The organism is Streptomyces sp. STAM6 (assembly GCF_054963715.1).
Genome location: NZ_JBUEFZ010000002.1, coordinates 318278 through 330285 on the forward strand (window position 1 = coordinate 318278; position 12008 = coordinate 330285).

Genomic DNA, 12008 nt, shown 5'->3' on the forward strand with positions numbered 1-12008 from the left:
TTACCTCTCTTCGTTTTCCGCTGAGCTACGGAACCGGCTCAGAACTTCAGGCCGGCTTCGCGGGCGGCGTCCGCCAGGGCGGCGATGCGCCCGGCGTACCTGTTGCCGCCACGGTCGAACACGACAGCCTCGATGCCGGCGGCCTTGGCACGCTCGGCCACGAGCTGGCCGACCTGCTTCGCCTTCGCCGACTTGTCGCCTTCGCCGCCGCGGATGGACGAGTCCAGGGTCGACGCCGACGCGAGGGTGTGACCCGCGATGTCGTCGATGACCTGGGCGGTGATGCCGCGGTTGGAGCGCGTGACGACCAGGCGCGGACGCTCGGTCGTACCCGCGATCTTCTTGCGGATGCGGATGTGGCGACGCTTCAGAGCAGCGCCCTTGTAGGCCTTGCCCTTGGCAATCTTCACGCCGTATGCCATGGCTTACTTACCAGCCTTTCCGACCTTGCGGCGGATGACCTCACCCGCGTACTTCACGCCCTTGGCCTTGTAGGGGTCGGGCTTGCGAAGCTTGCGGATGTTCGCGGCGACCTCGCCGACCTTCTGCTTGTCGATGCCCTCGACCGAGAACTTGGTCGGCGACTCGACCTTGAAGGAGATGCCCTCGGGGGCCTCCACCAGGATCGGGTGGCTGTAGCCGAGCTGGAACTCCAGGTTGGAGCCCTTCGCGGCAACGCGGTAACCGACACCGCTGATCTCGAGCGCCTTCGTGTACCCCTGGGTCACACCGGTGATCATGTTGGCCACCAGCGTGCGGGACAGGCCGTGGAGGGCCTTGTTCTGACGCTCGTCGTTGGGACGGGTGACGTTGAGAACGCCGTCCTCACCCTTAACGATCTCGATCGGCGCGGCAACGGTGTGCGACAGGGTGCCCTTGGAACCCTTCACCGTGACCGTGCGGCCCTCGATGGTGACGTCCACGCCGGCGGGAACCGTGATGGGGAGCTTGCCAATACGCGACATTAGCTTTTCCTCCGTTCCCGACTACCAGACGTAGGCGAGGACTTCCCCACCCACGCCCTTCTTCTGCGCCTGCTGGCCGGTCAGGAGACCGTGGGACGTGGAGATGATCGCCACGCCCAGGCCGCCGAGGACCTTCGGCAGGTTGGTGGACTTCGCGTAAACCCGGAGGCCGGGCTTCGAGATCCGCTTGATGCCCGCGATGGAGCGCTCACGGTTCGGACCGAACTTGAGCTCGAGAACGAGGTTCTTGCCGACCTCGGCGTCCTCGACCTTCCAGCCCGTGATGAAGCCCTCCTGCTGGAGGATTTCCGCGATGTGAGACTTGATCTTGCTGTGCGGCATCGTCACGGAGTCGTGGTACGCCGAGTTCGCGTTACGCAGACGCGTGAGCATGTCTGCGATCGGATCAGTCATGGTCATGAATTGGCCTTCGGCCTCTCTCGCCGGGGTTTCCTGTATGCGCCATCCCTCTCCCCACTCACTGGCGGGACGGGTGCGGTGCGGGGACCTACGGCGTAGTAAGTCGGTCAGGGCGGCAGGCGCCCAACCCCACAAGCCTACGACATGCGGGGAAGGGCTCCTGCCGACCGGATGCTTACCGAGAGCCCGGCAAACAACCCAAGTGGGTTGTTACCAGGAGCTCTTGGTCACGCCCGGCAGCTCGCCACGGTGAGCCATCTCACGGAGGCACACGCGGCACAGGCCGAACTTGCGGTAGACGGAGTGCGGACGACCGCAGCGCTGGCAGCGGGTGTACGCGCGCACGCCGAACTTGGGCTTGCGGGCAGCCTTCGCGATGAGAGCCTTCTTCGCCATCTCGCTTACGCCTCCTTGAACGGGAAGCCGAGGTGACGGAGGAGCGCGCGGCCCTCTTCGTCGTTGGTCGCCGTGGTCACCACGGTGATGTCCATACCCCGGACACGGTCGATCTTGTCCTGGTCGATCTCGTGGAACATGACCTGCTCCGTGAGACCGAAGGTGTAGTTGCCACGGCCGTCGAACTGCTTCGGGGACAGACCACGGAAGTCGCGGATGCGCGGGAGCGCGAGCGACAGGGTGCGGTCCAGGAACTCCCACATGCGGTCGCCACGGAGCGTGACGTGGGCACCGATCGGCTGGCCCTCACGCAGCTTGAACTGCGCGATGGACTTGCGGGCCTTGGTGACGGCCGGCTTCTGACCGGTGATCGTGGTGAGGTCCTTGATGGCACCCTCGATCAGCTTGGAGTCGCGGGCGGCGTCGCCCACACCCATGTTGACCACGATCTTGACGAGGCCGGGAACCTGCATGACGTTCTCGTACGAGAACTCCTCACGCAGCTTGCCCGCGATCTCCTCGCGGTACTTCGTCTTGAGACGCGGAGTGGTGGTGGTAGCCATCAGATGTCCTCACCCGTCCGCTTGGCAACGCGGATCTTGTTGCCCTCGTCGTCGAAGCGGTAACCGACGCGGGTCACGACCTTCTTGCCGTCCTTCTCAACGACCAGCTGGACGTTGGAGACGTGGATCGGCGCCTCGGTGGTGACGATGCCGCCGGCCTGCGACGCACGGCCCGGCTGGTTGGCCTTGGTGTGCTTCTTGACCCGGTTGACACCCTCGACCAGGACGCGGTCCTCGCGGGGGAAGGCCGCGATGACCTTGCCCTGCTTGCCCTTGTCCTTACCGGTGATGACCTGGACCAGGTCGCCCTTCTTGATCTTCATGCTTACAGCACCTCCGGCGCGAGCGAGATGATCTTCATGAACTTCTTCTCGCGCAGCTCACGGCCCACCGGGCCGAAGATACGGGTGCCGCGAGGGTCGCCGTCGTTCTTCAGAATGACGGCGGCGTTCTCGTCGAAGCGGATGTACGAGCCGTCCTGGCGGCGGCGCTCCTTGACGGTGCGAACGATGACCGCCTTGACGACGTCACCCTTCTTCACGTTGCCACCGGGGATCGCGTCCTTGACGGTGGCGACGATGACGTCACCGATGCCCGCGTAGCGGCGACCGGAACCACCGAGCACACGGATGCAAAGGATCTCCTTCGCACCAGTGTTGTCGGCGACACGCAGTCGCGACTCCTGCTGGATCACGTCTATCTCCTGATTGTCTGCCGGTTCCCGGCAGGGGCCTGACCTGCAAGCCCCTGCCGAGCCTGGCGGAACGAACCTGAAGGGTTACCCCTTCAAGTAATTACTTGGCCTTCTCGAGGATCTCGACGACGCGCCAGCGCTTCGTCGCGGACAGCGGCCGGGTCTCCATGAGGAGGACGCGGTCGCCGACGCCCGCGGCGTTCTGCTCGTCGTGGGCCTTGAGCTTGTTCGTACGGCGGATGACCTTGCCGTACAGCGCGTGCTTCACGCGGTCCTCGACGGCGACGACGACGGTCTTGTCCATCTTGTCGCTGACGACCAGACCCTCACGGGTCTTGCGGAAACCGCGCTCGGTCTTGTTCTCAGTCACGTTGCTCTCGCTCATCAGGCGCTCTCCACCGTCTCGATGCCCAGCTCGCGCTCACGCATCAGGGTGTAGATCCGGGCGATGTCCTTACGGACGGACTTGAGCCGACCGTGGTTCTCGAGCTGACCGGTCGCCGCCTGGAAGCGGAGGTTGAACAGCTCTTCCTTGGCCTCGCGGAGCTTGGCAACAAGCTCCTCGTTGCCCAGCTCGCGCAGCTCGGACGCCTTGGTACCGGCCGACATCACGCTTCACCTGCCTCGCGCTTGACGATCCGGCACTTCATCGGCAGCTTGTGGGCCGCGCGAGTCAGAGCCTCACGTGCAATCTTCTCGTTCGGGTAGGACAGCTCGAACATCACCCGACCGGGCTTGACGTTCGCGATCCACCACTCGGGGGAACCCTTACCGGAACCCATGCGGGTCTCGGCCGGCTTCTTGGTGAGGGGGCGGTCCGGGTAGATGTTGATCCAGACCTTGCCGCCACGCTTGATGTGGCGGGTCATCGCGATACGAGCCGCCTCGATCTGGCGGTTGGTCACGTACGCCGGCGTGAGGGCCTGGATGCCGTACTCGCCGAACGCAACCTGCGTACCACCCTTGGACATGCCGTTGCGCTTCGGGTGGTGCTGCTTGCGGTGCTTGACCCTACGGGGGATCAGCATTTCGGTCAGGCCTCCGTTCCGGTGCTCTCAGCAGCCGGAGCGGCGGCGGGAGCCTCGGCCTTGGGGGCCTCGGCAGCCTGAGCCTGCTGCGGCTTGCGACCGCGACCGCCACGCTCGCCACCGCGGCCACCACGGGCCGGGCGGTCAGCGCCACCACGGGCCGGGCGGTTGCCGGCGCGGGCAGCGGCGTTCTCGGCGCGGACCTCGGCGATGTTCTTGACGTCGCCCTTGTAGATCCAGACCTTCACGCCGATGCGGCCGAAGGTGGTCTTGGCCTCGAAGAAGCCGTACTCGACGTTCGCGCGCAGCGTGTGCAGCGGCACACGACCCTCGCGGTAGAACTCCGAGCGGGACATCTCGGCGCCGCCGAGACGGCCACCACACTGGATCTTGATGCCCTTGGCGCCCGCCTTCATGGCCGACTGCATGCTCTTGCGCATGGCGCGGCGGAAGGAGACGCGGGAGGACAGCTGCTCGGCAACGGCCTGGGCCACGAGCTGAGCGTCGACCTCGGGGTTCTTGACCTCGAGGATGTTCAGCTGGACCTGCTTGCCCGTGAGCTTCTCAAGGTCGCCGCGGATGCGGTCGGCCTCGGCGCCACGGCGGCCGATGACGATGCCGGGACGAGCGGTGTGGATGTCCACCCGCACGCGGTCACGGGTGCGCTCGATCTCAACCTTCGAGATGCCGGCGCGCTCCATGCCGGACGTCATCATCCGACGGATGGCGACGTCTTCCTTGACGTAGTCCTTGTACAGCTTGTCGGCGTACCAGCGCGACTTGAAGTCGGTGGTGATGCCGAGCCGGAACCCGTGCGGGTTTACCTTCTGGCCCATTACCGGGTTCCTTCCTTGCTGCTGACGACCACGGTGATGTGGCTGGTCCGCTTGCGGATCCGGTAGGCACGGCCCTGGGCACGCGGACGGAACCGCTTCAGGGTCGGGCCCTCGTCGACGTACGCCTCGCTGATGAACAGCGAAGAGGCGTCCGTGTGGTCGTAGTTGTGCGCGGCGTTGGCAATGGCGCTGTCCAGCACCTTGCCCACCGGCACGCTCGCGGCCTGCGGGGCGAAACGCAGGACCGCCTGAGCCTCCGTGGCGTCCATGCCACGGATGAGGTCCACCACGCGGCGGGCCTTCATGGGCGTGACGCGGATGTACCGCGCCTGGGCCCTGGCTTCCATGGTTGTCCCTTCAGTGTCTGACACGTTCGTCATGGTCTTTCACCCCGCTACTAGCGGCGCTTCGACTTCCGGTCTTCCTTGACGTGACCCCGGAAGGTGCGCGTCGGCGAGAACTCGCCGAGCTTGTGGCCGACCATCGACTCGGTGACGAACACCGGGATGTGGGTCTTGCCGTTGTGCACCGCGATCGTGTGGCCGAGCATGGCCGGGACGATCATCGAGCGACGGGACCAGGTCTTGATGACGTTCTTGGTGCCGGCTTCGTTCTGGGCGTCCACCTTCTTGATCAGGTGGTCGTCGACGAAGGGCCCCTTCTTGAGACTGCGCGGCATCTAAACCCGCTCCTAGCGCTTCTTGTTCGTCTTGCGGCGGCGGACGATGTACTTGCTCGAAGCCTTCTTCGGCGAGCGAGTACGACCCTCCTTCTGACCCCACGGGGAGACCGGGTGGCGACCACCGGAGGTCTTGCCCTCACCACCACCGTGCGGGTGGTCAACCGGGTTCATCGCGACACCGCGGACGGTCGGGCGAACGCCCTTCCAGCGCATGCGGCCGGCCTTGCCCCAGTTGATGTTCGACTGCTCGGCGTTGCCGACCTCGCCGACGGTGGCGCGGCAGCGGACGTCGACCAGGCGGATCTCACCGGACGGCATGCGCAGGTGGGCCATCTGGCCCTCCTTCGCGAGCAGCTGCACGGAGGCACCCGCGGAGCGGGCGAACTTGGCGCCACCACCGGGACGGAGCTCGATCGCGTGGATCGTGGTACCGACCGGGATGTTGCGGAGGGCCAGGTTGTTGCCGGGCTTGATGTCGGCGCCGGGGCCGTTCTCGACCCGGTCGCCCTGGTTCAGGCCACGCGGAGCGATGATGTAGCGCTTCTCGCCGTCCACGTAGTGGAGCAGCGCGATGCGCGCGGTGCGGTTGGGGTCGTACTCGATGTGAGCGACCTTCGCCGGCACGCCGTCCTTGTCGTGACGACGGAAGTCGATCACGCGGTAGGCGCGCTTGTGGCCACCGCCCTGGTGGCGGACGGTCACACGACCGGTGTTGTTACGGCCGCCCTTGCTGTGCAGGGGGCGGACCAGCGACTTCTCCGGCGTGGACCGCGTGATCTCGACAAAGTCGGCGACGCTGGAGCCACGACGGCCCGGAGTCGTCGGCTTGTACTTGCGGATACCCATTTCTCAGTCCTCGTCCGATATTCGGACGATCCAGACCGCCCTTAGGCGGTCGGACCGCCGAAGATGTCGATACGGTTGCCCTCGGCAAGGGTCACGATGGCGCGCTTGGTGTTGGCGCGCTTGCCGAAACCGGTGCGGGTGCGCTTGCGCTTGCCCTGGCGGTTGATCGTGTTGACCCCGGTGACCTTGACCGAGAAGACCGCCTCGACGGCCTGCTTGATCTGGGTCTTGTTGGCGGTGGGCGCGACGATGAACGTGTACTTGTTCTCGTCGAGCAGCGCGTAGCTCTTCTCGGAGACAACCGGCTTGACGAGTACGTCGCGCGGGTCCGTGAAGGTCTTGCTGGTGATCTCGGCCATCAGGCCTCGCTCCCCTCGTTGTCAGCGGCCTTGGGGCCAGACACGAAGGACTCGAAGGCGGCCTTGGTGAAGACCACGTCGTCGGAGACGAGCACGTCGTACGTGTTCAGCTGGCCCGGCTCCAGGATGTGCACCTGGGGCAGGTTGCGGGCGGACAGCCACGCGGCCTCGTCGCTGCGCTCGGCGACCAGGAGCAGGTTCTTGCGCTCCGAGATCTTGCCGAACAGAGTCTTCGCGGCCTTGGTGGAGACCTCGCCCTCGATCACGCCGGTGACGACGTGGATACGGGAGTGACGCGCCCGGTCCGAGAGGGCACCGCGCAGGGCGGCGGCCTTCATCTTCTTCGGGGTGCGCTGCGAGTAGTCACGCGGCACGGGGCCGTGGACGACGCCACCGCCGGCGAACTGCGGAGCGCGGGTCGAACCCTGACGGGCGCGGCCGGTGCCCTTCTGCCGGTAGGGCTTCTTGCCACCACCGCGGACTTCGCCACGGGTCTTGGTCTTGTGCGTGCCCTGACGGGCAGCGGCCAGCTGCGCGACGACGACCTGGTGGATCAGCGGAACGCTGGTCTTCGCGTCGAAGATCTCCGCGGGGAGCTCGACGGTCCCGGCCTTGTCGCCAGCAGGCGAAAGGATGTCAATGGTGCTCATCGGTTACCTCAGGCCCCCTTGGCCGCGGTACGGACCAGGACGAGGCCGCCGTTCGGACCGGGAACCGCGCCCTTGATGAGCAGCAGACCCTTCTCCGCGTCAACGGCGTGGACGGTCAGGTTCTGGGTGGTGACCCGCTCGTTGCCCATACGGCCCGCCATGCGGAGGCCCTTGAACACACGGCCCGGGGTGGCGCAGCCACCGATGGAACCGGGCGAGCGGTGCTTGCGCTGGGTGCCGTGACCGGCGCCCAGACCACGGAAGTTGTGGCGCTTCATGACACCGGCGAAGCCCTTGCCCTTGCTCTTGCCGGTGACGTCGACCTTGACGCCCGCCTCGAAGACCTCAGCGGTGATCTCCTGGCCGAGGGTGTACTCGGAGGCGTCAGCGGTGCGGATCTCCACCAGGTGGCGGCGCGGGGTGACGTCGGCCTTGGCGAAGTGGCCCTTGAGGGGCTTGTTCACCTTGCGCGGGTCGATCTCGCCGAAGGCGATCTGGACCGACTCGTAGCCGTCGATGTCGTTGGTGCGGACCTGGGTGACGACGCAGGGCCCGGCCTTGACGACGGTCACCGGGACGACCCGGTTGTTCTCGTCCCAGACCTGGGTCATGCCGAGCTTCTCGCCCAGGACGCCCTTAATGTTCTTAGCCATCTCGCGCGTCACCTCAGAGCTTGATCTCGATGTCGACGCCGGCCGGCAGGTCGAGACGCATGAGCGAGTCAACCGTCTTCGGCGTGGGGTCGAGGATGTCGATGAGGCGCTTGTGCGTGCGCATCTCGAAGTGCTCGCGCGAGTCCTTGTACTTGTGCGGCGACTTGATGACGCAGTACACGTTCTTCTCAGTGGGCAGCGGCACCGGGCCCGCGACCGACGCACCAGTGCGGGTCACCGTCTCGACGATCTTCTTCGCCGAGGAGTCGATGACCTCGTGGTCGTAGGCCTTGAGCCGGATGCGGATCTTCTGTCCCGCCATGGCTACTCAGTAGTCCTGTCTCTCGTAACGCTCTGGAACCTGATGGGTCCGTGCTCGTGAGAACACCGTCCTGCTCCGACCCACGCGGTCGGGCGTGTCGCATCCCCTCTACGAAGAAGTCCCGAAGGATTTCCCAACCAAGGGGGTGCGGGCCCGAGGACCGCGAGACCGGGAGGCAGAACACCCACCGGGTGCCTGGTCGGCGCCCCGCTGACACTTCCCGGAAGATTCCCGTACGTCCGCCCCTGATCAGGGACGACGAGTACTGTGGGACTCGCTTCCGGTCCTCCCGGCGGGAGGCGCGCAGCATCGGCACTCAACCGAGCAACCCGGACAGTCTGCCATACCGGCCACGACCGACGCCAATCGAGCCGAAGAGATTACCCCGCCGGGGTTGCGTGTCAAACCGCGGCACGCGGAACCCGCCGCCACCGGCCCGCCCCCGGCCCACCGTGGACGGCGCGCCCCGCCGGGAGCCGCGCACCCCTCTCTTACTAAGATCGCCGGCTGTCCGGGCGGGGCGCCCGCCCGGAAGCCGATTCATGGGGGAATCATGCGCAAGACATCGAAGGGCGCGGCCGCGGCGGCCGGCCTGGCCCTGGCGGCGGCCCTGCTCACGGGCTGCGGCGGAGCCGAGAAGGGCGGCGACAAGGCCGCCGACAAGACACCCCCGGCGGGGCAGTCGCCGTCCGGGAAGCCGGACGGAGCGTCGGGCGGGTCGTCGGGCGGGACCGCGGACGGCGGCTCGTCGCACGAGGTGACCATCGAGGTTCAGGGCAAGGGCCGGACGATGGTGATGTGGTCGCTGGACGAATCCAAGACCGAGACGGTGACGCTGCCCTGGAAGCGGACGGCCACGATCGCCCCGGAGGGCGCGGAGAAGCAGGTGGGACGCCTGATCCTCGTCACGCCCGGGACGGTCCAGGGCGACGACGGCATGCTCACGGCCGCATCGTGCACGATCACGGTGGACGGCAAGAAGGTCGCGGACAACGGCGGTGGCAAGATCGCCAAGCCCTGCTCGTACAAGCTCAAGTAGCACCGTTCACGTCGACGCGCCCCGTACCCGGGAGGACCCCGGGTACGGGGCGCGGTCGTGTGCGGGGCCCTACCGCTGCGCTCCGGGACGGCTGCGCGGCCCTGCTCCCCATACGCCGCCATACCGGTGATCGCCGTCCGGGCCTGCCCGATCCACTTCACGGCCGGCCGGCACAAGATCCAGGGTCGGCGCCGGGAGGGGCTCCTCCGGCAGGGGGCACGCCCCAAGCGCTGCCCCTCGACTACCTCACGCCGTGGGCCGCGTACGCCACGAACCCGGCCCACGCGGCCGGGGCCACGGCGAGGCGGGGGCCTTCGGTGTTCTTCGAGTCGCGGACGTGGACGGCGCGCGGGGTGAGGGCGACTTCGACGCAGTCGGCCTCGCTCCCATTGCTGCTGTAGCCGCTCTTGCGCCACTCCAGCGTGGAGCCTTCCCCGGCAGTGACCTTGCGGATCATGTCTCTCCCAGCACTTGCTCGATGAAGGCCAGCGACTCCCCCGGAGTGAGGGCCTGGGCCCGGATCATGCCATAGCGCAGTTCGAGTACCCGGAGCTCTTTCGGGTCCGATACCGGGCGCCCGTTGAACGCCCCTTCAGAGCGCCCGACCGCGGTGCCGTCACCGAATTTGAGCACTTGCGTCTCACCCTGCATACCGGCGTGATCGTCGCGGAGGGTCGGCATGACCTGGATGACGACGTTGCGCAGCCGCCCGAGCCCCAGCATGTGTTCGAGCTGCTGGCGCAGCACCATTCTGCCGCCGAGGGGGCGGCGCAGCGTCACCTCTTCCTGGACAAAACTGAGCGTGGGCGCGGGCGACCGTTCGAAGATTGAGCGCCGGGCGATCCGCGCCGCAACCGCGCGCTCGATCTCGTCCGTCGTGTAAGCGGGCTGCCGCATCTCGAACAACGCGCGGGCGTAGGCCTCCGTCTGCAGCAGCCCGTGCAGGTTGTGGTCGCCGTACGCCAGCAGCTCCACCGCCCGCCCCTCCGCACGCGCTAGATCCCGCACCTTCTTGGGATAGCGGGCCTCCGCGACGTCCTTCTTCATCGCGGCGATCAGCCCGCCCGCACCCAGTACCTCGTCGGCCTTGTCCAGGTACTCCGGCCTGGGGATCCGTTTTCCCGCCTCCACCTTGTAGACGAGGTTCTCGCCGTAGCCGATCGCGAGGCCGAATTCCGCCGCCCGCATGCCGGCGGCCTCCCTCCGCAGCCGGAGCTGGCGCCCGACCGTGGCGACGACGGCCGCGCCCGACTCGCCGTCGGGGTCGACGTCCCAGCCCGGTTCGTCCGACTCGTTCTTGGTGATGTCTTCCACGCTCACCCGTGCCACCTCCACGCAGTGCCGTACCTGGACGCCCCTCTGCCCATACGCCCCCGCGGACAGCCTGGACAGCACCGGACAAACTCCGGACAGTCACGGTACGCACGCATGAGGTCACCGGCGGCGGGATGAGGGACTCCGGCGGAGTTTGTGAGGTGGACCACATTCCAGGCGTCAGGCACCCCTCACTCAAGCGGGTGAATATGCCAACTGCATATGCAGAACGGCCGGTTGCACGTCCTACGCTCGCCGCGAGACCACCGCACCCGAGTAAGGATTCGCATGGTCAGCGCGCCCCATGAGGCGATGCACCGCATCTTCCAGGAGTACCCGGAGCTGTTCTCCCGGGTCTCGGAGGTGCTCGGCATCGACCTCCCTCAGCCCACTTCCGTCGAGGTCCTGCCCACCGACCTCACCGAGAGCCGACCCGTCGAACGACGTGTCGACACCCTGCTGCACTTCGAGACCGAGGCGGACGGCGGCTTCCTCGTCGCCGTCGAGGCGCAGGGCAAGAAGGACCCGGAGAAGCCCAGCAGCTGGGCGTACTACGTCACGTACCTGTTCAACAAGTACAAGCTCCCGCCCTTGTTGCTGGTTGTGTGCCAGGACCGCGCGACAGCCGAATGGGCGGCACAGCCCGTACGCGTCGGCCCGGCACAGTGGACCACGTTCGAGGTACACCCCCTCGTGGTCGGACCGCACAACATGCCTGTGATCACCGACCCCGTAGAGGCGCGGAAGGACCTCGCGCTCGCCACGCTGGCGGCGATCACTCACGCGTCCGATCCGGACGTCGGTGCCATACTGAAGGCACTTTCCGGCGCCCTGCGCGACGCACCTGAAGACCTCTCGATCATCCTCGCCGAACTCACCGCACAAGGCCTGGGCAGGCGTCCGGCCGCAGAACAGTGGAGGAACCTGGTGGCCGTGGATCTGTCCTTCTTCAAGTCGCCCATGTCGGAAGAGATCCGGCACGAAGCCCGTGCCGAAGGTCTCGCCGAAGGCCGTGCCGAAGGCCGTGCCGAAGGCCGCGCCGCCGACATTCTGCTCGTCCTGGAAGAGCGTGGCATCGACGTACCGGACGACGCTCGCGAGCGAATCACGGGCTGCAAGGACCTGGAGCTCCTGCACCGGTGGCTGGTCCACGCCGTCACCGCCGCAGCCGCCGAGGAGATCTTCGGCGACGAGTAGCACACTTCGCCCGCGCCCCGCATCCGGCTCGCGCCGGGGCGGGG

22 protein-coding genes are annotated in these 12008 nt (G+C 66.9%); 2 read left to right on the forward strand and 20 right to left on the reverse strand.

All coding sequences use genetic code 11. The features are described 5' to 3' along the window. Positions 1-38: 38 nt before the first annotated feature. From rplR to rpsJ, 18 genes are all read right to left on the reverse strand, one after another. A complete protein-coding gene (gene rplR, locus ACY34K_RS03910) occupies positions 39-422 on the reverse strand; it encodes a 50S ribosomal protein L18 (RefSeq protein ID WP_462743595.1) in 384 nt (127 codons plus the stop codon). A gap of 3 nt (positions 423-425) precedes the next feature. Then, positions 426-965 (reverse strand): 50S ribosomal protein L6, encoded by a 540-nt coding sequence (rplF, locus tag ACY34K_RS03915; RefSeq protein WP_064069946.1) that lies wholly within the window; start codon positions 963-965, stop codon positions 426-428. Positions 966-986: 21 nt separating this feature from the next. Beyond that, entirely contained in the window at positions 987-1385 is a 399-nt protein-coding gene (gene rpsH / locus ACY34K_RS03920; RefSeq protein WP_006347222.1) for a 30S ribosomal protein S8, read from the reverse strand. A 210-nt stretch (positions 1386-1595) separates the two neighbouring features. Next, the gene (locus ACY34K_RS03925; protein WP_003956452.1) at positions 1596-1781 is read right to left on the reverse strand and encodes a type Z 30S ribosomal protein S14; all 186 of its coding nucleotides are present in this window, start codon (positions 1779-1781) and stop codon (positions 1596-1598) included. Positions 1782-1786: 5 nt separating this feature from the next. Continuing rightward, positions 1787-2344, reverse strand: a complete 558-nt coding sequence (gene rplE, locus ACY34K_RS03930) for a 50S ribosomal protein L5 (RefSeq protein ID WP_073753487.1) — start codon at positions 2342-2344, stop codon at positions 1787-1789. Then, positions 2344-2667: a 50S ribosomal protein L24 gene (gene rplX / locus ACY34K_RS03935; RefSeq protein ID WP_351226551.1), complete on the reverse strand. Its 324-nt coding sequence runs from the start codon at positions 2665-2667 to the stop codon at positions 2344-2346. Before rplX ends, rplE begins: the two co-directional genes overlap by 1 nt. A 2-nt stretch (positions 2668-2669) precedes the next feature. Next, a complete protein-coding gene (gene rplN / locus ACY34K_RS03940; RefSeq protein WP_003956455.1) occupies positions 2670-3038 on the reverse strand; it encodes a 50S ribosomal protein L14 in 369 nt (122 codons plus the stop codon). 100 nt (positions 3039-3138) lie between these two features. Beyond that, a complete protein-coding gene (gene rpsQ, locus ACY34K_RS03945; RefSeq protein WP_093656384.1) occupies positions 3139-3423 on the reverse strand; it encodes a 30S ribosomal protein S17 in 285 nt (94 codons plus the stop codon). Then, positions 3423-3647 (reverse strand): 50S ribosomal protein L29, encoded by a 225-nt coding sequence (gene rpmC / locus ACY34K_RS03950; RefSeq protein WP_031076670.1) that lies wholly within the window; start codon positions 3645-3647, stop codon positions 3423-3425. Before rpmC ends, rpsQ begins: the two co-directional genes overlap by 1 nt. Beyond that, positions 3647-4066, reverse strand: coding sequence for a 50S ribosomal protein L16 (rplP, locus tag ACY34K_RS03955; protein WP_009190136.1), 420 nt, complete (start codon positions 4064-4066; stop codon positions 3647-3649). Before rplP ends, rpmC begins: the two co-directional genes overlap by 1 nt. 5 nt (positions 4067-4071) lie before the next feature. Next, positions 4072-4902: a 30S ribosomal protein S3 gene (gene rpsC / locus ACY34K_RS03960; protein ID WP_462743607.1), complete on the reverse strand. Its 831-nt coding sequence runs from the start codon at positions 4900-4902 to the stop codon at positions 4072-4074. After that, positions 4902-5249, reverse strand: coding sequence for a 50S ribosomal protein L22 (gene rplV, locus ACY34K_RS03965; protein WP_009327087.1), 348 nt, complete (start codon positions 5247-5249; stop codon positions 4902-4904). The genes rpsC and rplV overlap by 1 nt, the downstream gene beginning before the upstream one ends. A 50-nt stretch (positions 5250-5299) precedes the next feature. Further along, entirely contained in the window at positions 5300-5581 is a 282-nt protein-coding gene (gene rpsS / locus ACY34K_RS03970; protein WP_004984529.1) for a 30S ribosomal protein S19, read from the reverse strand. Positions 5582-5593: 12 nt separating this feature from the next. After that, positions 5594-6430, reverse strand: a complete 837-nt coding sequence (gene rplB, locus ACY34K_RS03975; RefSeq protein ID WP_462743611.1) for a 50S ribosomal protein L2 — start codon at positions 6428-6430, stop codon at positions 5594-5596. A 41-nt stretch (positions 6431-6471) separates the two neighbouring features. Further along, a complete protein-coding gene (gene rplW / locus ACY34K_RS03980) occupies positions 6472-6789 on the reverse strand; it encodes a 50S ribosomal protein L23 (protein ID WP_128985133.1) in 318 nt (105 codons plus the stop codon). Further along, positions 6789-7439, reverse strand: a complete 651-nt coding sequence (gene rplD / locus ACY34K_RS03985; RefSeq protein WP_462743615.1) for a 50S ribosomal protein L4 — start codon at positions 7437-7439, stop codon at positions 6789-6791. Before rplD ends, rplW begins: the two co-directional genes overlap by 1 nt. An 8-nt stretch (positions 7440-7447) precedes the next feature. Beyond that, positions 7448-8092 (reverse strand): 50S ribosomal protein L3, encoded by a 645-nt coding sequence (gene rplC / locus ACY34K_RS03990; protein WP_361421414.1) that lies wholly within the window; start codon positions 8090-8092, stop codon positions 7448-7450. A gap of 13 nt (positions 8093-8105) precedes the next feature. Further along, positions 8106-8414, reverse strand: coding sequence for a 30S ribosomal protein S10 (gene rpsJ, locus ACY34K_RS03995; RefSeq protein WP_003948644.1), 309 nt, complete (start codon positions 8412-8414; stop codon positions 8106-8108). 553 nt (positions 8415-8967) lie between these two features. Between rpsJ and ACY34K_RS04000 the strand changes: the two genes are divergently transcribed. Next, positions 8968-9453, forward strand: a complete 486-nt coding sequence (locus tag ACY34K_RS04000; protein ID WP_462743619.1) for a hypothetical protein — start codon at positions 8968-8970, stop codon at positions 9451-9453. A gap of 241 nt (positions 9454-9694) precedes the next feature. Here ACY34K_RS04000 and ACY34K_RS04005 read toward each other — a convergent pair whose 3' ends face one another. Next, positions 9695-9910, reverse strand: a complete 216-nt coding sequence (locus tag ACY34K_RS04005; protein WP_462743622.1) for a DUF397 domain-containing protein — start codon at positions 9908-9910, stop codon at positions 9695-9697. Further along, positions 9907-10773 (reverse strand): helix-turn-helix domain-containing protein, encoded by an 867-nt coding sequence (locus tag ACY34K_RS04010; RefSeq protein WP_462743624.1) that lies wholly within the window; start codon positions 10771-10773, stop codon positions 9907-9909. Before ACY34K_RS04010 ends, ACY34K_RS04005 begins: the two co-directional genes overlap by 4 nt. Before the next feature lie 282 nt (positions 10774-11055). Between ACY34K_RS04010 and ACY34K_RS04015 the strand changes: the two genes are divergently transcribed. Further along, complete coding sequence (locus ACY34K_RS04015) at positions 11056-11964, forward strand: RpnC/YadD family protein (RefSeq protein WP_462743626.1); 909 nt, start codon at positions 11056-11058, stop codon at positions 11962-11964. Positions 11965-12008: the final 44 nt, after the last annotated feature.